Below are 23,754 nucleotides of genomic sequence, written 5' to 3'. Positions count from 1 at the left end.
TCATCGGATGTGCCAATCTTCGACCGGTTCGCGCAGGCCTGATTTGACGCTGCGCAGGATTGCATCATTGACGGCGACGGCGCGCAGGGCGTCGTCGAGCGGCATCACGAAAGGGGTTTCGTCGCGAACCGCGGAAATGAAATGGTGGACCTCCTCGAAGAGATCCCCGGTGATGCGGCCATTGACGGTCGGCCAGTGCAAGGCGTCGGGCTGCGACCACTGTCCATGCGATAGGATACGTAGACCGTGGTCGCGCACGTCGAGGTCGATCATGCCTTCGGTGCCGATGATTTCGGTGCGCGCCCAGATGCCGGTCGGAACGGTCGGTGGCAGCGTCCAGCCGAAGTAGAGCTGTCCGCTCATTCCGTTCGACAGCTCGACGGTGGAGAAGATCGCGTCTTCGGAGCGAACTCCGAGCGAAGGCATGAGCTTGGCGACCGATCGGGAGTAGACGGCGATGATGTCTGAACCTGAGATCCATTGCAGCGCATCCACGTCGTGCACGCCGAGGTAGAAGCAGACGCTCGAGTTTCCGTTCATGCGAAGACCGACTTCGCGATTGGTGAAACGGCCGCTGCTGCCGTGGATCGGCTCGCCGATCCGCCCGGATTTCACCGCTGCCGCGGCTTCGCAATAGCGCGGGTCGAACCGCAGGATGTGGCCGACCAACAGACGCGCGCCGTTTCTCTCCGCCGCTTTCGCAATCGCCTTGGCAGCGGAAAGATCATGAGCCATCGGTTTTTCGAGCAGCACCGGCTTGCCGGCATCGAGCAGAGTGCGGCAGACGTCTTCATGCAGCGTATCGGGTGCCGCCACTATGTAGGCGTCGGCGGCATTGGCAGTCAGCGCGGCGGCGGCATCGGTGAAATGCCGGACGCCGAAATCGGACGCGGCCTTGCTTCCCGAGGCAGCGTTCGGATCAACGAATGCCGATAGTTCCGCGACAGGGCTCTCGGCAACCACCTGCGCATGCAGGAGACCCATGTAGCCGGCACCGACGATGGCGATCTTCAATTTGCTCAAAGGGTCCTCCTTACAGGCATGGTGCAAGGTTGGATGCTGGCCGGGGTGCGCAGGCTGGTGGTGTGATCGTGCGATCACCGAAGGCCAGCGTCATCACATCTTCTTCCGTCGCCCCACGCGCCAGCGTGCCGACAGAGTGGCCTTCGCGCATGACGACGATGCGGTCGGCAACGCCGAGGACCTCGGGCAACTCGCTCGACACCATGAGGATCGCCGCGCCCTCGGCCTTCAATCTTGCGATCAGGTGATGGAGTTCGGACTTTGCGCCGACGTCGACGCCGCGTGTCGGCTCGTCGAGCAGGATGATCTTCGGCTTGGTGGCAAGCCATTTGCCGATGACGACCTTCTGCTGATTGCCGCCCGAGAGTTCGATGGCCATCTTGTCGGGCTGGGCCGGCCGCACGCCGAGTGAGCCGATGAGATCGCGCGCGAGAGCCAGGATGTGGCGAGGTCTCAGCAGGCCGAAGTGACTGTTGTCGCGAATCCAGGCGAGGGACAGGTTATCCCTGATCGACATCGTGCCGACAAAGCCTTCCAGATGCCGGTCTTCCGGTATGTAGACGATGCCGGCGCGATTGGCGGTCTTGGTGTCGCCGCTGGTCTGCTGCCCGCCGAAAATTCTGAGGGTGCCGCCATGCATGGGATCGAGGCCGGCAATCAGCCTGAGCACTTCGGAGCGGCCGCTGCCCATCAGGCCGGCGAGCGCGACGATTTCGCCCCTGCACACGCTGAGCGTCGCAGACTTCAAGAGCTTGCCATCGGAGATGTTGCTGATCTCGATCGCGGTCTCGCCGACTTGCGCTTTGAGATAGGGGAAGATGTCGCCGACATCGCGCCCGACCATCATGGAGACGATCTCGGCCTCGCTGGTCTGGCTGGTCTGGCGCTCGCCGATGAAGCGCCCGTCACGCAGAACGACGACGCGGTCGCACTGGCTGAAGATCTCTTCCATCTTGTGCGAGATGTAGAGGATGCCGGCGCCGCGAGCTCTCAGCCTGTCGATCAGGTCATAGAGCTGGTCGCGCTCGCGGTTGGAGAGCGCGCTGGTCGGCTCGTCCATGATGAAGAACCAGGCATCGGACAGAACGGCACGGGCGATTTCCACCATCTGCCGGTGCCCGACGGAAAGCGTTCGCAGTTCCGCGCCAATGTCGATATCGAGCGACAGCTCGTCCATGATGGCTTTCGCATCGCGCCGCATCCGGGCCCGGTCGAGAAATCCCAGGCGGGTGTGCGGTTCGCGGCCGATGAAGAGATTCTCCGCCACGGTCAGGTCCGGCGAAAGGCTGAAATGCTGATGGATGACGCTGATGCCCTTGGCGGCGCTGGGGGAGTGGAACTGGACGGCGTTGCCGTCGATGACGATCTCACCCTCGTCCGGGCGATGTAGACCGGAAATGCACTTCACCAGCGTCGATTTCCCGGCCCCGTTCTCGCCGGCAAGTCCCACCACCTCGCCGGCCGAGACGGCAAAGCTGACACCGTCGAGTGCCTTGACGCCCGGAAAAGACTTGCCAAGCCCGCGCAAGGCGATGCTGTGTTTGCCGACCGATGTTGCGGCGGTGTTGCGGGGCGACGGGGTGGACTTGCGGCCACCGGTCTTGAACAAGGCGGCGACACTCTCCGGCTGGCTGGTGAGAACGGCCACCAGAATGAGGCTCGCGGTGACGAAATAGATCAGGATCTGCGGCACCTGCAGGAACGACAGGCCGGTGTTGATGACGCCCAGCAGCAGCGCCCCGATCGCCGTTCCCCAGATCGAGCCCTGGCCGCCGGAGAGTTTCGTGCCGCCGATGATCGCGGCTGTGATGGCTGTAAATTCAAGGCCGGTGCCGGCAAGCGGCTGTGCCGAACCAAGGCGGCCGATGGTGAGGATCGCGCCGAGCCCGGCTGTCGCACCGGCAATCAGGTAGACGGAGATGCGCACGAGGTCGACGGGAACCAGAGAGGCCCGCGCCGCCCCCGCATTGCCGCCGATCGCATAGATCCAACGCCCGTATACCGTTCGATTGAGCACGAACCACCAGAGGCTCAGGCAGATGGCGGCGATGATGACGGAGACCGGCAGCAGGCCGATTGTCTCGCGTCCGGCGAAAAGCAGGACCGGATCGGCGACCGCGATGCTGGATGCGCCGGAGAGACTGAGCGCCAGGCCGCGCGCGAACGCCATGGTGGCGAGCGTTGCGATGAAAGGGGAGATGCCGGCAAAGCCGATCAGCGCTCCATTGAGCAGACCTATCGCGGCACCGCCACCGATCGCGGCGAGAAGGCTCAGGCTCGCCGAGCCGGTTGCCGTATAGGCAAGACCCGCGGCGATGCCGGAACAGGCGAGGTTGCTGCCGACGGAAATATCGATGCCGCGCGCGATGATCACGGCCGTCATGGCAAAGGAGATGAGGGCGATGACCGCACTCTGCTGCGCGATGCTGACAAGGTTGCCGGTCGACAGAAAGCGCGGATCGATCCAGCCGAAGACGGCGATGGCGACCAGCAGCACCGCGATGAGAACCGGTTCGTTGCGCCGTAGTAACGGAGAGGTCCAGGACTGGAACATGGGTCGGTCCTCTTATCGAGCATCATGCGCGGTCACCACGGAAGCGGCGACGGCGATCGTCAGGAAAAGGGGACGCCGGATGATACGTCATCCGGCGCTTGAGCCGCTTTAGGCTGTTACTTTGCCAGGGTCATGGCGGTCGCCGGAACCTTGGGACCGAGTTGCTCGGTATAGTTCTTGGCTTCCACCGCCTCCTTGTCGGTGTTGATGTATTCGAAGGTGAGGCCATCCGCCTTGAGCTTCGCCGCCGTCGCATCCGAGGTCACGAAATAGGTCGGCATGTAGAGATCCTGCGGCAGCTTTTCGCCGTTGGCCAGGCGAGCGGCAACGGCGATGTTCCAGTAGCCGACACGATAGGCGCCGGTCAGCACGTCCATCACCATCTTGCCGTCGTCGATCAGCGGCTTCATCTCGGCGTCGCCGTCATAGCCGCCGTAGAGCAGCTGGGTTCCCATCGAACTGGCAACGGAATCGGCTGCCAGGCAAAGGCTGTCGGAGATGCAGCCGATGGCCTTCAGGTCCGGATAGGTGGTGAGCCATGTCTGGGCGGCATTCGTTGCCTTGGCTGCGTCCCAGCCGGTCGGCTCGATGCCGACGACCTTGATGTCCGGAAACTCCTTTTTCAGGGTTTCGACAAAGCCTTTTTCGCGCGTGTCGGACACGAAGTTGCCACGCGAACCGACGAGCAGGGCGACTTCGCCCTTGCCGCCAAGCGACTTGCCGAGCGCGCGGGCAACCATCGACATGTTGTCGTAGTCCGGATAGAGCGTCGAATAGTTCGAGCCTGCCTCGACCTTGTTGCCCATGGTGATCACCGGAATGCCGGCGGCAGTGGCTTTCTGGATCACCGGAATGACCGCGTTCTTGTCGATCGGATCGATCAGGATCGCGCTGACGCCCTGATTGATGAAATTCTCGATGATGCTGACCTGTTTTTCCAGGCTACCCTCGGCGCTCTGCCAGGTGGATTTCACCCCATAGTCGGCGGCAGCCACGTCGCCGGCTTCCTTCATGCGGACAAAGAAGGAGTTCTGCAAGTCGATTGCCGCAAGTCCAAGAACCTTTTCCGCGGCAAGCGAGGGCGTTGCGATGGCGAGTGCAAGCAGAGCAATGGATGCTTTCAGGGAAATGCGCATGTTTCAGTTCTCCTCTTGTTGCGACAGGACGATTCTTCGCCTCTTTTTCATGTCCCGCACGACGACCGTCCCAGCGACAGGCATTCCGGCGGTATTCCGCGGCACTCGTGCCGTATCCATGTCGGGCCGCGTCTTGCGTGGACCGGCCTTTCTCGACCTCAGCCGTTCAGGCCTTCGACACCGGCGCCGCAGACAAGCCCGGCGATGCGGGCGCCGCGCGGTGGCTTGAAAGCTCCGCTCATCAACGCGGCCAGCGATGCCGCGCCGCTGAGGTCGGCGGCGATGCCGAATTCGAACCAGAGCAATTCAGCGGCTTTCTGCATGTCCGCATCCTCGACAAGGACGATGTCGTCGACGTGCTTGGCGACGATCTCGTAGATACTTTCGTCCGTGCGGCCGCAGGCCATGGTCGCCACCTTCGTCGTTATCTCGGGCAAGCGAACGACACGGCCGGCAGTCAGGGAGGCGTGAAGGGTCGGTGAACCGGTCGGCTCGACACCAACGATCCTGGCGTCGGGTTTGACGTGCTTCAGGACTTCGGACATGCCACTGATGAGGCCGCCTCCGCCGATCGCGACGATGTAGATGTCGGCATCGGGAATCTGGTCGACCATCTCCAGCGCCACGGTTCCCTGGCCGGACACGATCTGCGCATCGGCGAAGGGATGCATGTAGAAGGCGCCGCGCGCTTTTGCCTCGGCCAATGCAGCCTCATGCGCTTCATCCCAGACCTTGCCTTCGAAGCGAACGTCAGCGCCCCATTTGCGCAGCTTTTCCGCCTTCAGCGGGCTTGCATTGTTCGGCAGGTAGATGGTGGCGGGAGCGCCGGCCCGGGCAGCCACATAGGCGGTGGCCAGGCCGTGATTGCCGCCGGATGCGGCGACCAGTCCGTTTTCGATCCGGCCCGGCTCGAGCGTTTTCACCCGGTTCGTGGCGCCCCGGATCTTGAAGGAGCCGCTCACCTGGAGGCATTCGAGTTTCAAATAGACATCATTTTGGAGGTTCGCGCCCGTGGCATGGTCGAGCTTGACGACCGGGGTGCGCCGTATGAAGGGGGCAATGCGCCGGGCAGCCGCCATGATGTCTTCATGGCTCATCGGTCAGTGCCTCCGGATATTCGTTGGCCAGCACGAAACAGCAATTCCCCGGGCGCACGCGGCCGGGTTGACGCTTGGCGAAAACGATGCCGTCGATGGGGTGAAGGAGATCGATGGGCGCGCGCGACAGCGTGTGGAGGAAGTGAATGCGTCCGGCAAGGTCGCCTTTGCTGACGGCACTGCCGAGGGGGCTCAAGGGTTCGAAGACACCGTCCTCCTCGGAAAGCAGATAGCCTTCGCTTCCGGGCACCTTGAGCACGCGTGCGTTGGCGCCAGGGGCAATGTCAGGCGCGCCCTTCAGGACGCCTGCATGTTTCAGCACATTGCGGATGCCCCTGCGGCAGATGGCCAACGCATCCGGACTGACAAGGCCGCCGCCGGCCATCTCGCTGCCGATGACGATCAGCCCCTGGTGATTGGCGGACGCGGTCGAGGTCCGGGTTTCACCGAGATTGTCGACCATGACAACGGTCGGCGCCCCGAAGGCGAGCGTCGCCTTGATGTTCTTGCGATGCCCCTGCGCGGTCGGGGAGGGCTCGATGATCGCGCTCGGCAGGATCATCAGGGACGAACCGCCGGAGTGGAGATCCAGGAAATAGTCGGCCTTCGGAAACAGGATGTCATGCACATAGGCCGCTATCTGGCTTGTCAGCGTGCCGTTGAAATCGCCTGGAAAACTGCGGTTGAAATTCAACCCGTCGACCGGGGAGGTGCGGGTGCCGGCCTCGACGGCCCGAATGTTGATGGCCGGAATCGCGATGATGCGACCGGCTATATCCCGTGGATCGATCTCGCGCAGAAGCTCGCCGAGCGCGATCGGCCCCTCATATTCGTCGCCGTGGTTGCCACCCTCGATCAGGACCGTCGGACCGTCTCCGTTCTTGATGACGGCCAGCGGAACGCGGACCGTGCCCCAGGCATCGTCGTGCGGCGATTGGGGCACATGGAAGAAGCCGATCTGCTTGCCCTCGCGATCGAAATCGACCGACGTGTAAACACTGTTGTTCCGGGGCGTGATGGTCGCGCGGACAGTGTTTGCTGGTCTCTGGACGGTCATCGGCTCGGCCTCGAAATTCATTGTCCCCGTCATCATGTCAGTTTTATATATGGTGCCAAGTTTGGATATAAAACCAATGGCAATTCCGATTTCTTGTCTCTATCGTGCGTGGACCACCGGGGATTCTTCGAATGGCAGATGACGCAAAAGAGAGTGGCAAACCGACCTATTCGGCCCCGGCGCTGACGAAGGGTCTGGATGTCCTGGAGCTGCTGGCGGAGGCGCGAGCGCCCTTGACGATGAAGGAGATCGCGGAAGGCCTCGGTCGTTCGAAGAATGAGATTTTCCGGATGCTGATCGCGCTCCAGGAGCGTCAATATATCGAGCGCAACGCCGAGACCGACGCCTATTCGTTGACCGACAAGCTTTTCAAGCTGGGGCTGCACACGCCGAGCGCTCAGGATCTCATGTCCGCCGCAATGCCCGAGCTGACGCGGATTGCCGGGGACTCAAATCAGTCGCCGCACCTGGTCGTCTTCAATCATGGCTTGACTGTCGTGACCGCGGCCGTTCCCGGCGGCGAGGACATGGCGTTCACGCTGCGCCTCGGCTACGGCCGCCTGGCCACCGACGCGACCTCCGGCCATGTGATCCTTGCCTTCCAGCCGCCAAAGGTCGCGACGCGGATGATCGACGAATGTGCGGCACATTCGCCGGCGCCGCTGGATCGAGAGGCGCTGGAAAAGCAGCTTCGTACCATCCGCGCGGACGGTTACTGGATGCGCGAGAGCCGTGATTTCGTCGGCATCACCGATATCTGCTGTCCGGTCATCGGACCGGACGGCAGCGCCGTCGCCTCCATTATCGTCGCCTATATCAATCGCCATACGCGTGAAAGCCGCCATGCCTTTACTCTGGAGGTCCTGCGTGCTGCCTGCGATCGCATCTCCATGAAGCTGTCACCGCGGGTTCGCTGAGGGGCCGTGGTGCGCTGACGGCGCGGACGAGGCACCGCCCGCGGGACGTTTGCACCGGATTGATAATACCAGTATGGGTCCAGTCAGGAATGTTTTGATCCTGGGTGCTTCTCGCGCGGGAGGAAGAGCAATGACAACCGTGAACCTGATCGGGCTTGTCAGTCGGGAGATGGAAGCGACAGCCTCCGATGTGCCGCTTTACCGACGGTTGAAATCGGCGATCGAGGCAGCGATCCGTTCCAACGCTTTGAAGGCCGGCGCGGTTCTGCCGGGCGAGCGGGTTCTGGCGGAAGCCCTGTCGATCTCGCGTGTCACTGTGAGAAAAGCTCTGGCGTTGCTCGAAGAGGAAGGGCAGCTCAATCGCCGGCATGGTTCCAAAACCGAGATCGGGTCGCGGGTCGAAAAATCGCTTTCGACGCTGACGAGCTTTTCGGAGGACATTCTGGCGCGCGGCCTGAAGCCTGGATGCCTATGGCTTTCCAAACAGATAAGCCGTCCATCGCCAGCCGAAATGATGGCTTTGGGTATTGCCGCAAACACCAATGTAATCCGCATGCGCCGCGTGCGGACGGCCGATGGCGCGCCGATCGCCGTCGAGGTCTCGGCCGTGCCGGTTCGCTTCCTTCCTTCGCCCGAGATGGTTCAGGACTCCCTCTATGAAGCGCTAGATGCACGCGGCTTCCTGCCTCAGAGGGCAATCCAGCGCATGCGCTCGCGCGGCGCATCGCTGGAGGATGCAAGACACCTTCATTGCGAGATGGGCGCACCGCTGCTGATGACCGAGCGCCGCTGCTTTCTCGCCGACGGACAGATCGTGGAATACTGCGAGACACGCTACAAGGGAGACGTCTACGACTTCGTCTTCGAGCTGCAAAGATAATACCAGTTATGAACTGGTTGTAATCTGGTATTTTCCATTTATCGTGATGGCGACAGGGGAGTGCCGACGTGCAGCGGGAAGACATCGCCAACAGTCTCATCGTGTCCTGCCAGCCGGTTCCCGGCGGCCCGATGGACAGTGCGCAATTCGTGACGGGCTTTGCCAGGGCCGCTCTTGAAGCCGGAGCCAAGGCCCTGCGCATCGAATCCGTGCCCTATGTCGCGGCCGCCCGCCTGGCCGTCCGCGAGCCGATCATCGGTATCGTCAAGCGCGATCTGACCGACAGCCCCGTGCGCATCACGCCCTATCTGGCCGATGTCGAGGCGCTGGCCGAGGCGGGCGCCGATATCATCGCTTTCGATGCGACGGACCGTGTCCGTCCCGTTCCTGTCGAAGCGCTTGTGAAAGCCGTCAAGGCCAGGAACAAGCTGACCATGGCCGATTGCTCTTGCCTTGACGATGCGCGCCGGGCCCTTGCCGCGGGTGTCGATTTCGTCGGCACGACGCTTTCCGGCTATGTCGGCGGGCCGGAGCCGGAGGATCCGGACATTGCCCTCATCGCTCAAATGCGAACCCTGAGCCCCTACGTCATCGCCGAAGGGCGTATCCGGTCGCCGGAGCAGGCGGCCGCCGCCGCGCGCGCCGGCGCCTGTGCCGTGGTTGTCGGATCGGCGATCACCCGTACCGAGCACGTCACCTCGTGGTTCCACCAGGCGATTTCCGGGGCCTATGCGGCAAGGGGCACGCAAACCGTGCTTGGCCCAACCGTGCTGGGCATCGACATCGGGGGAACCAAGACCATGGCCGCGCTGGTCAGCGGCGGCAAGGTGGTCGAGGACATGATCGTGCCTACCGCGCGAGAGGCTGGACCCGACGCCTGGCTGGCATCCCTTGCGCAAAGCACGTCGGCCTGGTCAAGCCGCTTCAGTCGTATCGGTATTGCGGTGACGGGGCTGGTGCACGATGGACGCTGGTCGGCGTTGAATCCGGCGACGCTTGGCATTCCCGACGGCTACCCGCTGGTCGAAAGGGCATCCGCTGTTTTCGGCAAGCCCGTCTGTGCGTTCAACGATGCCCAGGCAGCCGCCTGGGGCGAATACAAATTCGGCGCCGGGCAAGGTCGCGACATCGTCTTTCTGACCATCTCGACCGGAATTGGCGGCGGCATCGTTTGCAACGGCCGATTGCTGTCCGGTCTTGCCGGTCACTTCGGTCTGATCCGTGGTTTGTCTGAAGACCAGGCCCCGCTCGAAGACAGCACCTCCGGCCGCTGGATCGCTTCGCAGGCCCTCAAGGCCGGCTTCAAGGCCGATGCCGCCGATGTGTTCGGGCTTGCGCTGAAGGGCGAGGCCTGGGCCGACGCCATCGTCTCGCGGAGCGCCTCGCGGGTCGCGACGCTGTGCCGGGACATTCAGATGATGTTCGATCCGAAATCGATCGTCATCGGCGGCAGCATCGGTCTTGCCGATGGCTATCTCGACCGGGTGCGCGCGCATCTGGGCGAGGTTCCACCGCGCCTTTCCTCCAATCTCGTTGCGGCGAAGCTCGCGGGCCACGCCGGCGTCATCGGTGTTGCCGATCTTGCCGAATGGGCAAAGTAGCGGCGCCGCCGGTCATGCCATGCAAAAATCATCAAAAAAGAAGGGAACGATCATGAAATTGAGCAGGACGTCTTTTGCGCTTATGGCCACCCTCCTCGCGGGGACAGCTTTGCCGACCTTTGCCAACGCAACCGTGACCGTGCTCGGCTGGCCTGGCGGGTCCGAGGAAACCGCACTGCGGGCAACCGTGGAAACCTATAACAAGCAGGCAAGCGATGCCGACAAGGTGGAGCTGCTGTTCTTCAACCGCGAAGGCTTTTACGACAAGCTGCAGGCCGACATGGCGGCCGGATCCAACGCCTTCGACGTGAATCTCGTCGCCACCTACTCGCTCGGTCGCTACGCGCCCTATATGGAGCCGGTCGATCTTGGCGCGGATGCGGCCAAGGTTTTCGGCGAATCCGTTCTCAAGACGATGCAGTTCGACGGCAAGCAATACGGCGTGCCGACCGACCTTTCGCTGCACTTCATGTACTACCGCAAGGATCTCGTCGACGCCTTGAGCAGGGATGACGCCGCCAAGAAGACCTATGGTGAAATCGCCCAGAAATATCTCGGCAAGCCGCTGCAGCCGAAGGACCCGGACAGCTGGACCTGGGACGACTGGGCGGCCACCGCCCTCTATTTCACCAAGCAGGTGAACCCCGACAGCCCGGTGCGCTACGGCACGGTCCTGCAGATGAAGAACCTGCTGTTCAACATGATGGTCTTCCAGTCCCTGCCGCGCTCCTACGGCGGCGACTGGATGGACAAGAACGGCAATGTCACGGTGGATTCCGATGCCTACAAGACCGGCCTCGAGCTCTACAAGAAACTCTATGATGCCGGGTCATCGCCCAAGGATTCGCTGAGCTACGAATATGCGGAAACCAACGCGGCCTTCGCATCCGGTCAGGCCGCGACGGCACTGCAGTGGAATGCCGCGGCGGCGGATCTGACCAGCACCGAAAAATCTCCGGCGGTCGCCGAGGTGACCGGGATCGTCGCGCCGCCGGCAGGTCCCGACGGACGCGCCGATCATATCCACGGCCTTGGTTTGGGCCTCAACAAGAACGCCAAGAACAAGGAAGGCGCCGTCAAGTTCCTGAAGTGGCTCGCCACCGAGGATGCGGCCTTGCTCTATGCGCGCAGCGGCGGTTCGCCGGCATTGTCTCCCGATGTCGTCGCCAAGGTTGCGAAGGAACGTCCCGATCTCGTCAAGCTCGGCGAATTCGCCAGCAAGTACGGCTATGTCATGACCGGTGCGACGTCCGCGAGTGCGCTCCCGGTCTATGAGCTGCAGGCAAAGGAGTTTACCGGCTACTGGTCCGGCCAGCAGAGCCTCGAGGATGCGCTCGCCCACACCAAGGCGGGCATGCAGGACCTTCTCAAGAAATGAACCATTTGCCGGACGCCGGGTCGAGCTCGGCGTCCGGCGCGTTTGGCGGATCGACATGGCCCTTGTGACACGTGCCGAAGGCAGGATGTATCTGACGCCGCTGGTCGGCTTCCTGCTGCTGTTCCTCGGCTTTCCGGCGATCGTCAATCTGATTTATTCCATTTCGGCCGTCACATTCGAGACGCTGCGCAGTCCGGTGTTGAGCGGTTTCAGCAACTATGTCGCGGTGTTGAACGACCGCGAATTCTGGAGCTCGGCCTGGTTCTCTCTGCGCTTCGGTATTCTTACCGCATCAGCGGAATGTCTGATCGGTCTTTTCCTTGCCATCTTCCTGGCACCGCTTCTGAGCAAGCGACCAGTCCTGATGGCGCCGTTGATGCTGCCGCTGATGGTCGCGCCGGCCATGGTCGGTCTCATGTACCGGCTGGTGCTGCATGAATTTGCGGGCCCCGTCCCCTACTATCTCTTCGAATGGTTCGGTGACAGCCCGGCCTTCCTCGACATCAACAATGCCTTCCGCACCCTTGTCGTCGTGGAGACGCTGCAATGGACGCCTTTCGCCTTCCTGCTCTTCTACATGGCCTATTCGGCCATACCGCTCGACGTGCGCGAAGCCTCCTCGCTCGATGGCGCATCACCGTTTGAGATCGTCCGGTGGATCGACCTGCCATTGATGAAGCCGACGCTGGTCATCGCGTTTTTCATCCGTTTCATCGACGGTTTCCGGGTGTTCGACAATGTCTATGCATTGACCGGCAGTGGTGCAGGAGGTTCAACGACGTCCTTGTCGATCTACATCTACCAAGCCTTCTTCAAGGAAGGGGCTATTGGCAAGGCGGTCGCCGCCTCGGTTGTCCTGTTCATGGCGTCGTTCATCGTTCTCCACTGCCTTAACCGGCTTGCCGGCCGCAGGAAGCGTTGACGATGGCCGGGGCACTGCGCTGGATCGTTTTTGCCATCGCCGTGCTGGCGATGAATTTCCCCATTATCGTGACGCTGATCACATCGCTCAAAAGCCAGCGCGAGCTTTCGACGAACCCCGGTTTGTGGATCAGCCAGCCGACGCTCGACAACTATCTGGAGGTCCTGACGCAGACCAGCCGCTTCAACATCTATGCCTATCTGCTGAACAGCACCGTGGCGGCGCTGATCGGAACCGGCCTTGCGATCGTGCTCGCGTTCCCGGCTGCCTATGCGATCGCGCGCAGCGAGGCGGGAAAGCGCTTGGTCCTGCCGATCGTCATCAATCTTCGCGCCGTGCCGCTGATCATCTTCGCGATCCCGCTTTACATGATGTACCAGTGGCTGGGCCTGCTCGATACGCGGATCGGGCTCGGGCTCATCCTGACCATCGTCAACGCGCCGCTTGCACTCGTCATCCTGGTAAACGCGATTTCAGATGTACCAGTCGAACTCGACGAGGCGGCGAAAGTCGATGGCGCAAGTTCCTTGCAGGTGATGATGATGATCGTCCGGCCCGTCATCCGACCGGCGCTCGTCACAACCTTCATCTTCGGCTTCATCACCGCCTGGAACGAATTCCTCTTCGGCCTCATGCTGACAACCAGTCGTGCCGTGCCGATGACGGTCGGCGCATCCTTCTTCTTCGCCGCGAGCGGCGGTGGCGTAAAATGGGGAACCGCTTCCGCCGTCATGATGCTGGGCGCCTTGCCGCCGGCATTGCTGGGTCTTGTGATGTATCGGCAGATATCGGGATCCATGACCGCTGGGGCGGTCAAGGGCTAAAGCAAGAAGAAGTTCGTCTTTCCGACAAATTGGACAACCCAATCCGACAGCGCCAGCGCGCTTGTCAGGCCAGGTGGCTCGATTCCGAAAAGACGGATCAGCCGTCCGGACGGATCTGCCAGAATGGCGAAATCGCCGAACTGCAACCCGTTCGTTTTAGGCCGCAGCCCGCGATGGCTCGGCTCCAGTTCCCCGTCTCTCAGCCCCGGCCAATAAATGGCGCGTAAAATGGTGTGGCCCCGGGCCGGCCGAGGAAAGAAGAAATGGTGCAGCTTGCTGAGGGCGAAATCGCGATGGCGCAGACGCAACGCAGTCTGGTTAGGTCCAGCCTAAGCCGAACTACTGAAAATCATAATTTGTGCAGCGCACCCAACGTGCTTTGCTCCGCCATCGGCTGAAAGAAAACAAGAAAAGAACGTCAGGCGACAGGCTTCGGCGATGCCTCCGGAGCGGGTTTCGTTCGGGCCGGGATAACGCTCGACTTCAGAAAACAGGGGAACGTGATGACGACAATAATCTCGAAGTTTCGCCGGGCCGCGCTGGTGGCCGGCATTGCGCTCAGCGCCATATCGGTGAGCCTCCACGCCGAAGCTGGCAGCTTGAAACTGGGCATGACGACCTGGGTGGGGTACGGACCGCTCTTCCTTGCCCGTGACATGGGCTACTTCAAGGAAGGTGGGCTCGATGTCTCGCTTGAAATCATCGAGGAAGCATCGCTGTATATGGCGGCTGTTGCCGCCGGCGAGCTCGACGGCAGCGCATCGACCGTCGACGAGATCATGAAGTATCGTTCGAAGGATGTTTGCTTCAAGTCGGTCTATGCGCTGGATGACAGCCATGGCGGCGATGGCGTGCTCGCGCCCAGCGGGGTCAAGAGCATCGCCGACCTCAAAGGCATGGACGTAGCGCTGAACGAGGGTTCAGTGTCGCAGTTCTGGTTCAATATCCTGCTCAAGCAGGCCGGTCTCACCCAGGCCGATGTGAAGATCACCAACATGACGGCAGACGATGCCGCTGCCGCCTTCATGGCCGACCGCATTCCCGTTGCCGTCACCTGGGAACCGCATCTGACGCTGGCCAAGAAGGAAAACAAGGGACAGGTGCTGATCGACTCCTCCAGGACACCCGGCTTGATCGTCGATGTGGTGGCGCTCAACTGCGACTACATCACGAAGAACCCCGGAGATGTCGAGGCGCTGGTGAAGGGCCTCTACAAGGCCAACGAGTTCATCAAGGAGAATCCTGAGAAGGCGTATGAGGTGATGGCCAAAGGCGTCGGCGGCTGGCTGAAGGATCCGAAGGACTTCGCTTCCTCGGCCGCTGGCGTGAACTTCTACGGTAAGCAGCGCAATGCCGAATTCTTCGCCGGTGGCGAGACTGGCGAAGCCGGCAAGCTGATCAAGCTGGGCGGCGATATCTGGGGCGGCTTCGGCAAGCTCAAAATGGACGTCAAGTATGACGACCTCGTCGATACGTCCTTCCTTGGGAAGTAGCTTGGCCTTGGAAAGTAGCTTGGCCTTGGAAGTAGCTTGGCCTTGCAAAGTAGCTTGGCCTGCGAAGTAATTTGACCTTGCAAAGTGATTTGGCTGAACCGGAGGCGGACCTCGCGCCTCCGGTCCAAGCGGCCCAAAAGGGTATCCCGTGACACTAGCACCGAACACGAGCTCTCTGGTCAGCAATGGCGTGACCGCGAGAGTTGAAGAAGGTCAGGCCGGTCGATCCGTCCTGAAAGTCATCGCCACACCGTTTCGGGCTGTGCCGCGCTCTCTCTCCATTACGCTCGGCTTCATGGTCTGGATCGCCGTCATCGGCGGCTGGTTCGCGCTGACCTATTCCGGAGCGGTCAAGGAAATGTTCCTGCCTCGCCCCGAATCCGTGTTGTCCACCACCATCAGCATGGCGCTTGACGGGTCGTTGTGGGAGCATGTTTTCGCCAGCGTCCAGGTGGTGTTGATCGGCTTCGTCCTTTCGAGCATCGTTGCGGTGCCGCTTGGATTGACGATGGGCACCTATCGCATCGTCCAGGCCGTTCTCGAACCGTTGGTCAATTTCATACGCTATCTGCCGGTGACGTCCTTCGTGCCGCTTTTCATCCTGTGGATCGGCATCGGCATCGAGCAGCGCGTTGCCGTCATCGTCTTCGGCGTCTTCTTCCAGCAGCTCGTCATGATCGCCGACAGCGCTCGCAGCGTCCAGCGCGACCTTGTCAACGCAGCCTATACGCTCGGCACGAAACGAGGCGACACGGTCTTCCACATCGTCTTTCCGGCCACGCTTCCGAGCGTGCTGGATGTGCTGCGCGTCACCATGGGCTGGGCCTGGACCTATCTCGTCGTGGCCGAACTCGTCGCCGCCCGCAGCGGACTTGGCTACATCTCGCTCAAAGCCATGCGCGGCTTTCAGGTCGACGTGATCTTCATGGCCATCGCCATGATCGGCATCCTTGGTCTTTGCACCGACCAATTGTTCCGGGGCATCCGCCGCCTCGTCGCTCCCTGGGCCAATTGAGGAACACGCACACATGGACGCCCTGAATCTTACGACGAAACCAAAGAGTTCCGACATAGGCATCGACAATGTGGTCCTGCGCTACGGCAAGGGTGACAATGCGGTGCTGGCGCTGGATGGCATTTCCTTTCACGTCGTGCCCAACGAATTCTGTGTGATCGTCGGCCCATCCGGCTGCGGCAAGTCGAGCCTGCTTTATCTCGTCGCCGGTCTTGAGGAGCGGACCGGCGGCATGATCGTAGTCGGCGGCAAGCCTGTTACCGAGCCGGGCCCGGATCGCGGCATGGTGTTTCAGGCATATACGCTGTTTCCCTGGCTTACGGTGGCGCAGAACGTCGAATATGGCCCGAAGCGGAAGGGCATTGCGCCGGCCGAGCGCAGGGTCATTGTCGAGCATTTTCTCCACGAGGTCGGTCTGGCAAAGTTCGCCAACCATTACCCGTCTCAGCTGTCGGGCGGCATGAAGCAGCGCGTTGCGATTGCGCGCGCGCTCGCCAATGATCCGGACGTGCTGCTGATGGATGAGCCTTTTGGAGCGCTCGACAGCCAAACCCGTCACAGCATGCAGAAGCTTTTGCTGAGGATCTGGGATCATTCCAAGAAGACGGTCCTGTTCGTTACCCATGACATCGACGAAGCGATCCTGCTGGCGGACAGGGTGCTCGTCATGTCCGGCCGGCCCGGTCAGATCAAGAAGGAAATCCGCGTAGGCCTCCCGCGTCCACGCAGCATGGATCTGGTCATGGAGCCGAACTTCATCGCCATGAAGCGGGAGATCCTCGAGCTCCTGAAGAACGACGAAGACGACGAGCACTAATGCATGTCGCTCAAAAGTGACCTCGGTTTTGGGCAGACGACATGCATGAAACAGACATCGGCAGTCTTCGGTGTGGATGATGAAACGGGCAAGGCATGAGCATCGAGGCGGCGGAATTTGACTATATCGTCATTGGCGCGGGCTCGGCCGGCTGTGTCTTGGCAAACAGGCTGAGCGCAGACCCGGCAGTTCGTGTCTGCCTGATCGAGGCGGGCGGCAGCGACGACCGCACCAGGGTGCGCGTGCCGGCCGGCATTCTCTCGCTCTACGGCAATCCGAACTTCGACTACGGCTACAAGGGCGTGCCGCAGCCGCTGCTCAACAACCGCCGCATACCGGTCAACCGGGGCAAGGTTCTTGGCGGGTCGAGTTCGATCAACTCGATGGTCTATATTCGTGGCGCCGCGCAGGACTACGATGAATGGGCAGCGCTTGGCTGTGCCGGGTGGTCCTATGCCGATGTCCTGCCCGTCTTCAAGAAATTGGAGCGGAACTGCCTGTTGCAGAGCCCCGCCTATCACGGATTCGACGGCGAATTGCTGGTCGACAATCCGCGCGATCCCAACGTGGTATCCAGCCTGTGGGTTGAGGCGGGCAGAGGCGTAGGCCTGCCCGAGAACCGCGACTTCAATGCCGGTGGCCAACTCGGCCTCGGCATCTACAACGTCACCCAGAACAGAGGCGAGCGCTTCTCGGCCTACAGCGCCTTTGTCCGGCCGATTCTCGGCCGCTCGAATCTACGGATATTGTCAGGCGTCGAGGTTCTTGATCTGGCGATTGAACGCGAGCGCGTCACCGGCGTCAACGTGATCAGGGAAGGCGCAACCCAACGGTTGGGGTGCCGAGCGGAGGTCGTCCTCAGCGCGGGTGCGATCGGATCGCCGCGCATTCTGCTTGCTTCCGGCGTCGGCCCGGCCGGGGAGCTGAAAGCAGCGGGGATTGAACCGGTCGCGAACCTGCCAGGCGTCGGTAAGAACTTGCGCGACCATGTCGATGGCATGATCACGGTGCGATCGAACAGCCGCAAGACGCTCGGCCTTTCACTTGCCAATCTTCCGGCGATGCTGGCGGCGCCGTTCCAGTATTTCGCCCGGCGCAAAGGCATGCTGACGACCAACTATGTCGAAGCCGGCGGCTTTGCCAGGACGAAGTATGCCGGGAGCATACCCGACATTCAGTTCCACTTCGTGCCGGGCTATCGCAGCCATCGCGGTCGGCTCGTCGAATATGGCCACGGCTATGCCGTGCACACCTGTGTGTTGAGACCCGGGAGCGTCGGCGAAATCACGCTTCAACGCGACGGCACCCGCCGCAATATGCTCATAGACCATCGCTTCTTCAGTGACGAACAGGATGCCCTGACCCTCGTCGAGGGCATAAAGGTCGCGCGTTCGATCCTGGCTTCGCCGGTTTTCGGCGGCATCCGCGGACCGGAAATCCTGCCTGGGCCCAACGTGAACACCGATGACGAGATTCTCGCCTATCTGCGTGCCGAGGCTCTTACCGTCTATCATCCGGTTGGCACGGCCAGGATGGGCAACGACGCCATGGCGGTGGTTGATCCCGCCGGTCTCAAGGTGCGCGGTTTCGACAATCTGCGCGTCGCTGATGCCTCCGTCATGCCGACATTGATCGGTGGCAACACCAATGCGCCATCCATGATGATTGGCGAAAAGGCGGCTATGGCAATACTGGCGTAGCCGTCTGCGCGCGGCCAATTCAGCATTTAGGAACAAGCTAACCACTGCCACATGAAATCGTAATTTTCGCTGCCCGGTCCCTCCAGTAAACCAACGATCAGACCTCCGCCGCATGCGCAGAAACTCTCGGGGAGAGCCAGAAAGGGCCGCTGAATGCCAGTCGAAACAGTAGACACGCTTGTTGTTGGCGGCGGCCAGGCGGGGCTGGCGATGAGCGAGCATCTGAGCAAGTGCGGCGTGCCCCATCTCGTGCTGGAGCGGGACCGCATCGCCGAACGCTGGCGTAGCGAGAGATGGGACTCGCTGGTTGCCAATGGTCCCGCCTGGCATGACCGTTTTCCCGGCATGGAATTTCCCAATGCCGGTCCGGATGCCTTTATCGGCAAGGAGAAGGTCGCCGACTATTTTGTCGCTTACGCCGACATGATCGCTGCCCCCATCCGCTGCGGCGTGGAGGTCAGGAAAGTGGAAAGGCTTGTCGGCCGTCCCGGCTTCCGGATCGAAACCTCGGATGGCGTGATCGAAGCCAGGAGCGTGGTTGCCGCCACCGGCGCTTTCCAGCATCCGGTCATCCCGGCCGTCGTTCCCGGGGACGCCGGACCTATGCAGATACATTCCAGCGCCTATCGCAATCCCGGCCAACTGCCCGCAGGCGCGGTGCTGGTGGTCGGCTCCGGGTCTTCGGGGGTGCAGATCGCCGACGAACTCCAGCGTGCGGGACGGCGGGTTTATCTCTCGGTCGGGCCGCACGATCGGCCGCCGCGGGCCTATCGCGAACGTGACTTCTGCTGGTGGCTGGGGGTTTTGGGCAAGTGGGACGCGCAGGCGCCTGCGCCCGGCACCGAACATGTCACCATCGCGGTCAGCGGCGCGCGTGGCGGCCAGACGATCGACTTCCGGCGCCTTGCCGCGCAAGGGATGACGCTGGTTGGCCGGACCGAATCCTACAGGCACGGTGTGATGATTTTCGCACCCGATCTGGCCAAGAATATCGCGCGCGGCGATGCGAATTACATGTCGGTTCTGGACGAGGCAGATGCCTATGTCGCCCGCAACGGCCTCGACCTTCCCCCAGAGCCCGAGGCCCGCAAGATCGGCCCGGACCCGCGATGCATGACCGATCCCATTCTCGAGCTGAACCTGTCGGAAGCCGGGATAGGTTCGATCATCTGGGCGACGGGATTCACCGTCGACTACAACTGGCTGAAGGTCGATGTGTTCGACGAAAGGGGCAAGCCGAAGCACCAGCGCGGTGTGTCGACCGAGCCCGGCATCTATTTCCTCGGACTGCCTTGGCAATCGCGCAGGGGGTCGAGCTTCATCTGGGGCGTCTGGCACGACGCGCAGCATGTGGCCGACCATATTTCCACGCAGCGCAAATACCTAGCCTACCATGCGTCCGCGAAGCGCGAGACCAAGGTGGCATAGACACGGCACCTCAAACGGGATGCCCCGACCTCGAGCCTGATCCGACGGAGACCAAGATGGCGCATACAAGAATTCGAAAGTTCAACACCAAGGACACTTATCCCGAGCAGAAGCTCGACAATGATCTGTGCCAGGCGGTCGTTACGCGGGGCGGCAGGACCGTCTATCTGCGCGGCCAATGTCCGCAGGACCTCGACACGGCCAAGAACATCGACAGCCATGATCCGGTCGAGCAGACACACAAGGTCATGCAGAACATCCGCCAGCTGATCGAGGAGTGCGGCGGCACCATGGAGCACCTGGTCAAGGTGGTGGTCTACATCACCGATGTGCGCCATCGTGAGGCGGTCTACCGTACCATGGGCGCGTATATCAGAGGCGTGCATCCCGTCTCGACCGGCCTTGTCGTGCAGGCCCTGGCGCGGCCGGACTGGCTGGTCGAGATCGACGGCACCGCCGTCATTCCGGACTGATTGCGATGACCTTTTCCATTGTCGCGCGGTGCGGCCGCACCGGCATGTTCGGGGTCGCGGTGTCCTCCTCGTCGCCTGCTGTTGCGGCGCGCTGCGCCTATGCGCAGGCGGGCGCCGGGGCCATTGCCAGCCAGAACGTCACCGATCCTACGCTTGGACTGCGCGGTCTCGAATTGCTGGCGCGCGGCGCGTCCGCGGCGGAGGCGATTGCCATATTGAAGCGCACCGGTGCCTATCCCGAATACCGGCAGGTGCTGGCTGTCGACGCCGCTGGAGCGACCGCGATCCATTCGGGTCCCAAAGCTCTTGGCATCTGGGCGGAGGCGCGAGCTGACAATGTCGCCTGCGGCGGCAACATGCTGGCCCATGATGGCGTGCCGCAAGCGATGGTCGAGGCCTTCCTGGCGTCGGAGGGGCATCTCGGCGACCGCCTCATCGCGACTATGCGCGCGGCGCTGACAGCCGGCGGCGAGGCTGGCCCTGTCCATTCCGCCGGCATGAAGCTGGTGCGTGAGGTGGCGTGGCCGGTCGCCGACCTGCGCTGCGACTGGACCGACGATTGTCCTATCGAGCAACTGGCGGCGCTGTGGCAACTCTACAAGCCACAGCTCGATGCCTATGTGACCCGCGCGATCAACCCATCCGATGCGCCGAGCTACGGCGTGCCGGGCGACGAATAGTCAAGACAGGGGTCACCTGCGATGAGTGAACTCAGCCACAAGGACTGGATCGGCAAGGCGTCCGCGATCCGTTTTCGTGACAAGGCGTTCATCGACGGCAAGACGGTCGCGGCGCGTTCGGGCCGGACCTTTGCCAGCGTCAATCCGGCAACGGGCGAGGTGCTGGCCGAAGTGGCGTCCTGCGGCGAGGAAGACATCGATCTGGCGGTTGCCGCCGCTAGGCGCAGCTTCAACGCCGGCGTCTGGTCGCGCACCAGCCCGGCGCACCGCAAGGAGGTGTTGCTGCGGCTGGCGCAGCTGCTGCGCGACAACCTGCATGAACTGGCCCTGCTTGAATCGCTGGACATGGGCAAACTGGTCAGGGATGCGGCCTCGGTCGACGTCCCCGGTTCGGCGGCGATCTTCCAATGGTATGGCGAGGCCATCGACAAGATCTATGGCGAGGTGGCGCCGACCGGCGAAGGCGATCTGGTGCTGGTGCGGCGCGAGCCGCTTGGCGTGGTCGGCGCGGTGGTGCCGTGGAACTTCCCGCTCGACATGGCGACCTGGAAGTGCGCGCCGGCGCTGGCGGCGGGCAATTCGGTGGTGCTGAAACCCGCCGAGCAGTCGCCTCTGTCGGCCCTGCTCCTGGCGGAGCTGGCGATGGAGGCGGGCCTGCCTGCCGGCGTGCTCAATGTTGTGCCCGGCCTTGGCGAAACCGCCGGCCAGGCGCTTGGCCGCCATATGGATGTGGATTGCCTCGCCTTCACCGGTTCGACCGCGGTGGGCAAGATGTTCCTGCAGTACTCCGGGCAGTCGAACATGAAGCAGGTCTGGCTGGAGACCGGCGGCAAGAGCCCCAACCTCGTCTTTGCCGACTGCGGGGATCTCGATGTGGTGGCCGATATGGCGGCCTTCGGCATCTTCTTCAACCAGGGCGAGGTCTGTTCCGCCAATTCACGCCTGCTCGTCCAGCGCGGCATCAAGGATGCCTTGGTGGAGAAACTGGTGCAGCGTGCGGCGGCCACGCAGCCCGGCGATCCGCTCGATCCGATTTCGAAAATGGGCGCGATGGTCGATAGTCGCCACGCCGCCAATGTCATGCGCTTCGTCGAGGCCGGTAAAAAGACCGCGCGCCTGGTCGCGGGCGGCGACATGGTCACGGTCAATGGGCGCGGCAGCTTTGTCCAGCCCACCATTTTCGACGATGTCACGCCTGCCGATCCGATTGCCCGCGACGAGATCTTCGGGCCGGTGCTTTCGGTCATTGCCTTCGATGACGAGGCCGACGCGATCCGCATCGCTAATGACAGCCCCTACGGGCTCGCCGCATCGCTGTGGACCGACAGCCTGTCGCGCGCGCACCGCATCGCCGGGCGGCTGCAGGCCGGCACAGTTTCCGTCAACAAGGTCGACGCTCTGAGCCCGATGACGCCGTTCGGTGGTTTCAAGCAATCCGGCTTCGGCCGCGACCTGTCGCTGCATGCGCTCGACAAGTACACCGCGCTCAAAACGACATGGATCAAATATTGATGGGCGCCTAGAGCGCATCGCGATCGAACGGATTCAAGTGATGCGCTTTAGGCCTTTGCTCCATGCATGTCGTTTGCGCAAAACCGGGGCCACTTTTGCGCGACATGCATTAGGCTTGATCGAAGCCCTCAAACCGGCAACATAGCCAGCCATGCCGCTACGCTTCACGCTCAGACAGCTGGAATATTTCGTTGCCGTGGGCGAAGCCGGCTCCATCGCCAAGGCGGCCGAGCAGGTCAATGTGTCGCCGCCATCGATTTCGGCCTCGATCGCGCAGTTGGAAACCGAGTTCGGCGTCCAGCTTTTTGTCCGCAAGCATTCGCACGGCCTCTCGCTCACCGCCGGTGGCCGCATCTTCCTCAAGGAAGCCGCCCGGCTGCTCAATGATGCCGATGCCTTGCATGACGTCGCCGGCGATTTTGCCGAGAAGGTGCGCGGCCCGCTGGCGGTGGGATGCCTGCTGACCTTTGCGCAGATCGTGCTGCCGGCGCTGCGCATGCGGTTCGAGCGTGCTTATCCCGATGTGCGCGTGCGCCAGTTCGAGCGCAATCAGGGGCAATTGCTTGAGATGCTGCAGCGCGGTGAAATCGACCTTGCCCTGACCTACGATCTCGAACTGTCGCAGGATATGACCTTCGAGCCGCTGATGTTGGTGCCGGCCTATGTCATGCTGCCGGCGGGCCATCGTTTCGCGGCCAAGGCGTCGATCACGACGGAGGAACTGGCCGACGAGCCGATGGTGCTGCTCGACCTGCCGTACAGCCGCGAATATTTCCTGTCGGCATTCCACCAGCGAGGGATCCGGCCCAACATTGCCGAGCGCACCGGCGACATTGCGGTCATGCGCTCCATGGTGGCCAACGGCTTCGGCTACGGCATCGCCAACATGCGGCCGCTCAACACGCTGGCGCCGGACGGCAAGCCGCTCGTCTTCGTGCCGTTGGACGGTGACCTGCGGCCGCTGACCATGGGCGTCGCCTTGCCCAATTCCGAACATCGTACGCAATCCGCCCAGGCGTTCATCGACCACTGCCGGCATTTTGTCGTCGAGCAAGGTGTGTTCGGCGCCGAGCGGGCCGTCGGCCAGGCAGCGCTTCCGCAGAAGTAGCGCCCGCTTACGCCAGTTGCTGGTCGGCAAGCCGCTTCAGCAATTTTTCCAGCATGTTGTCGCAGCGGCGCATCTGCTCGACGCTGACGAATTCGTCCGGCTTGTGCCCTTGCGCCATCGACCCCGGTCCGCACACGAC

21 protein-coding genes and 1 pseudogene are annotated in these 23,754 nt (G+C 62.3%); 15 read left to right on the top strand and 7 right to left on the bottom strand.

Annotation, left to right across the window (positions count from 1 at the left end; translation table 11 throughout):
• The 5 genes from ENZ74_RS00305 to ENZ74_RS00285 form a co-directional block, all read right to left on the bottom strand.
• Nucleotides 1–1,023 carry a Gfo/Idh/MocA family oxidoreductase gene (locus tag ENZ74_RS00305; RefSeq protein WP_013530433.1) on the bottom strand — a complete coding sequence of 341 codons (1,023 nt, stop codon included), beginning with the start codon at nt 1,021–1,023 and terminating at the stop codon, nt 1–3.
• Nucleotides 1,024–1,033: 10 nt separating this feature from the next.
• Nucleotides 1,034–3,577, bottom strand: a complete 2,544-nt coding sequence (locus ENZ74_RS00300) for an ATP-binding cassette domain-containing protein (protein WP_063168708.1) — start codon at nt 3,575–3,577, stop codon at nt 1,034–1,036.
• A gap of 116 nt (nt 3,578–3,693) precedes the next feature.
• Nucleotides 3,694–4,713: a sugar ABC transporter substrate-binding protein gene (locus ENZ74_RS00295; protein WP_013530435.1), complete on the bottom strand. Its 1,020-nt coding sequence runs from the start codon at nt 4,711–4,713 to the stop codon at nt 3,694–3,696.
• Nucleotides 4,714–4,871: 158 nt separating this feature from the next.
• Entirely contained in the window at nt 4,872–5,810 is a 939-nt protein-coding gene (locus tag ENZ74_RS00290; RefSeq protein WP_013530436.1) for a threonine/serine dehydratase, read from the bottom strand.
• A complete protein-coding gene (locus ENZ74_RS00285; RefSeq protein WP_244514328.1) occupies nt 5,800–6,903 on the bottom strand; it encodes a succinylglutamate desuccinylase/aspartoacylase family protein in 1,104 nt (367 codons plus the stop codon). Before ENZ74_RS00285 ends, ENZ74_RS00290 begins: the two co-directional genes overlap by 11 nt.
• 95 nt (nt 6,904–6,998) lie before the next feature.
• Between ENZ74_RS00285 and ENZ74_RS00280 the strand changes: the two genes are divergently transcribed.
• From ENZ74_RS00280 to ENZ74_RS00255, 6 genes are all read left to right on the top strand, one after another.
• The gene (locus tag ENZ74_RS00280; protein WP_013530438.1) at nt 6,999–7,784 is read left to right on the top strand and encodes an IclR family transcriptional regulator; all 786 of its coding nucleotides are present in this window, start codon (nt 6,999–7,001) and stop codon (nt 7,782–7,784) included.
• A 130-nt stretch (nt 7,785–7,914) separates the two neighbouring features.
• Nucleotides 7,915–8,664 carry a GntR family transcriptional regulator gene (locus ENZ74_RS00275; protein ID WP_027160933.1) on the top strand — a complete coding sequence of 250 codons (750 nt, stop codon included), beginning with the start codon at nt 7,915–7,917 and terminating at the stop codon, nt 8,662–8,664.
• A gap of 68 nt (nt 8,665–8,732) precedes the next feature.
• Nucleotides 8,733–10,265, top strand: coding sequence for a putative N-acetylmannosamine-6-phosphate 2-epimerase (locus ENZ74_RS00270; RefSeq protein ID WP_082826518.1), 1,533 nt, complete (start codon nt 8,733–8,735; stop codon nt 10,263–10,265).
• 82 nt (nt 10,266–10,347) lie between these two features.
• The gene (locus ENZ74_RS00265) at nt 10,348–11,643 is read left to right on the top strand and encodes a sugar ABC transporter substrate-binding protein (protein WP_244514326.1); all 1,296 of its coding nucleotides are present in this window, start codon (nt 10,348–10,350) and stop codon (nt 11,641–11,643) included.
• A 55-nt stretch (nt 11,644–11,698) separates the two neighbouring features.
• Nucleotides 11,699–12,565 carry a sugar ABC transporter permease gene (locus ENZ74_RS00260; protein WP_013530442.1) on the top strand — a complete coding sequence of 289 codons (867 nt, stop codon included), beginning with the start codon at nt 11,699–11,701 and terminating at the stop codon, nt 12,563–12,565.
• Between the two features lie 2 nt (nt 12,566–12,567).
• Nucleotides 12,568–13,389, top strand: a complete 822-nt coding sequence (locus tag ENZ74_RS00255) for a carbohydrate ABC transporter permease (RefSeq protein ID WP_027160930.1) — start codon at nt 12,568–12,570, stop codon at nt 13,387–13,389.
• Here ENZ74_RS00255 and ENZ74_RS00250 read toward each other — a convergent pair.
• Nucleotides 13,386–13,697: a hypothetical protein gene (locus ENZ74_RS00250; RefSeq protein WP_127224133.1), complete on the bottom strand. Its 312-nt coding sequence runs from the start codon at nt 13,695–13,697 to the stop codon at nt 13,386–13,388. The genes ENZ74_RS00255 and ENZ74_RS00250 overlap by 4 nt on opposite strands.
• A 195-nt stretch (nt 13,698–13,892) precedes the next feature.
• Between ENZ74_RS00250 and ENZ74_RS00245 the strand changes: the two genes are divergently transcribed.
• From ENZ74_RS00245 to ENZ74_RS00205, 9 genes are all read left to right on the top strand, one after another.
• The gene (locus ENZ74_RS00245; protein WP_063168707.1) at nt 13,893–14,882 is read left to right on the top strand and encodes an ABC transporter substrate-binding protein; all 990 of its coding nucleotides are present in this window, start codon (nt 13,893–13,895) and stop codon (nt 14,880–14,882) included.
• 148 nt (nt 14,883–15,030) lie between these two features.
• A complete protein-coding gene (locus ENZ74_RS00240; RefSeq protein WP_024503974.1) occupies nt 15,031–15,897 on the top strand; it encodes an ABC transporter permease in 867 nt (288 codons plus the stop codon).
• 13 nt (nt 15,898–15,910) lie between these two features.
• Nucleotides 15,911–16,714: an ABC transporter ATP-binding protein gene (locus ENZ74_RS00235; RefSeq protein WP_013530446.1), complete on the top strand. Its 804-nt coding sequence runs from the start codon at nt 15,911–15,913 to the stop codon at nt 16,712–16,714.
• Between the two features lie 95 nt (nt 16,715–16,809).
• Entirely contained in the window at nt 16,810–18,414 is a 1,605-nt protein-coding gene (locus ENZ74_RS00230; RefSeq protein WP_063168706.1) for a GMC family oxidoreductase N-terminal domain-containing protein, read from the top strand.
• A 153-nt stretch (nt 18,415–18,567) separates the two neighbouring features.
• The gene (locus ENZ74_RS00225; RefSeq protein WP_063168705.1) at nt 18,568–19,842 is read left to right on the top strand and encodes an NAD(P)/FAD-dependent oxidoreductase; all 1,275 of its coding nucleotides are present in this window, start codon (nt 18,568–18,570) and stop codon (nt 19,840–19,842) included.
• A 56-nt stretch (nt 19,843–19,898) separates the two neighbouring features.
• The gene (locus ENZ74_RS00220; protein WP_063168704.1) at nt 19,899–20,315 is read left to right on the top strand and encodes a RidA family protein; all 417 of its coding nucleotides are present in this window, start codon (nt 19,899–19,901) and stop codon (nt 20,313–20,315) included.
• Nucleotides 20,316–20,320: 5 nt separating this feature from the next.
• Nucleotides 20,321–20,995 carry a DUF1028 domain-containing protein gene (locus ENZ74_RS00215; protein ID WP_013530450.1) on the top strand — a complete coding sequence of 225 codons (675 nt, stop codon included), beginning with the start codon at nt 20,321–20,323 and terminating at the stop codon, nt 20,993–20,995.
• 21 nt (nt 20,996–21,016) lie between these two features.
• Nucleotides 21,017–22,507 (top strand): aldehyde dehydrogenase, encoded by a 1,491-nt coding sequence (locus ENZ74_RS00210; protein ID WP_024503970.1) that lies wholly within the window; start codon nt 21,017–21,019, stop codon nt 22,505–22,507.
• Nucleotides 22,508–22,658: 151 nt separating this feature from the next.
• On the top strand, nt 22,659–23,615 hold the full coding sequence (locus ENZ74_RS00205) for a LysR family transcriptional regulator (RefSeq protein ID WP_063168703.1): 957 nt from the start codon (nt 22,659–22,661) through the stop codon (nt 23,613–23,615).
• Between the two features lie 7 nt (nt 23,616–23,622).
• On the opposite strand, the pseudogene ENZ74_RS34870 reads toward ENZ74_RS00205, so the two are convergent.
• Nucleotides 23,623–23,754, bottom strand: a pseudogene (locus ENZ74_RS34870) (acetylornithine deacetylase); the annotation flags it as partial.

It is taken from the genome of Mesorhizobium sp. M7A.F.Ca.CA.002.15.2.1, assembly GCF_003998715.1.
GTDB lineage: Bacteria > Pseudomonadota > Alphaproteobacteria > Rhizobiales > Rhizobiaceae > Mesorhizobium > Mesorhizobium ciceri.
This window is presented reverse-complemented; position numbering and strand designations above follow the sequence as displayed.

Excerpts from the sequence above, each read along its gene's own strand:
- ENZ74_RS00260 (WP_013530442.1), top strand. The coding sequence starts at position 11,699 with ATGGCCCTTGTGACACGTGCCGAAGGCAGGATGTATCTGACGCCGCTG.
- ENZ74_RS00230 (WP_063168706.1), top strand. The coding sequence starts at position 16,810 with ATGAGCATCGAGGCGGCGGAATTTGACTATATCGTCATTGGCGCGGGC.
- ENZ74_RS00285 (WP_244514328.1), bottom strand. The coding sequence starts at position 6,903 with ATGATGACGGGGACAATGAATTTCGAGGCCGAGCCGATGACCGTCCAG.
- ENZ74_RS00215 (WP_013530450.1), top strand. The coding sequence starts at position 20,321 with ATGACCTTTTCCATTGTCGCGCGGTGCGGCCGCACCGGCATGTTCGGG.
- ENZ74_RS00265 (WP_244514326.1), top strand. The coding sequence starts at position 10,348 with ATGGCCACCCTCCTCGCGGGGACAGCTTTGCCGACCTTTGCCAACGCA.
- ENZ74_RS00220 (WP_063168704.1), top strand. The coding sequence starts at position 19,899 with ATGGCGCATACAAGAATTCGAAAGTTCAACACCAAGGACACTTATCCC.
- ENZ74_RS00300 (WP_063168708.1), bottom strand. The coding sequence starts at position 3,577 with ATGTTCCAGTCCTGGACCTCTCCGTTACTACGGCGCAACGAACCGGTT.
- ENZ74_RS00245 (WP_063168707.1), top strand. The coding sequence starts at position 13,893 with ATGACGACAATAATCTCGAAGTTTCGCCGGGCCGCGCTGGTGGCCGGC.
- ENZ74_RS00225 (WP_063168705.1), top strand. The coding sequence starts at position 18,568 with ATGCCAGTCGAAACAGTAGACACGCTTGTTGTTGGCGGCGGCCAGGCG.
- ENZ74_RS00290 (WP_013530436.1), bottom strand. The coding sequence starts at position 5,810 with ATGAGCCATGAAGACATCATGGCGGCTGCCCGGCGCATTGCCCCCTTC.
- ENZ74_RS00255 (WP_027160930.1), top strand. The coding sequence starts at position 12,568 with ATGGCCGGGGCACTGCGCTGGATCGTTTTTGCCATCGCCGTGCTGGCG.
- ENZ74_RS00295 (WP_013530435.1), bottom strand. The coding sequence starts at position 4,713 with ATGCGCATTTCCCTGAAAGCATCCATTGCTCTGCTTGCACTCGCCATC.
- ENZ74_RS00210 (WP_024503970.1), top strand. The coding sequence starts at position 21,017 with ATGAGTGAACTCAGCCACAAGGACTGGATCGGCAAGGCGTCCGCGATC.
- ENZ74_RS00280 (WP_013530438.1), top strand. The coding sequence starts at position 6,999 with ATGGCAGATGACGCAAAAGAGAGTGGCAAACCGACCTATTCGGCCCCG.
- ENZ74_RS00275 (WP_027160933.1), top strand. The coding sequence starts at position 7,915 with ATGACAACCGTGAACCTGATCGGGCTTGTCAGTCGGGAGATGGAAGCG.
- ENZ74_RS00205 (WP_063168703.1), top strand. The coding sequence starts at position 22,659 with ATGCCGCTACGCTTCACGCTCAGACAGCTGGAATATTTCGTTGCCGTG.
- ENZ74_RS00235 (WP_013530446.1), top strand. The coding sequence starts at position 15,911 with ATGGACGCCCTGAATCTTACGACGAAACCAAAGAGTTCCGACATAGGC.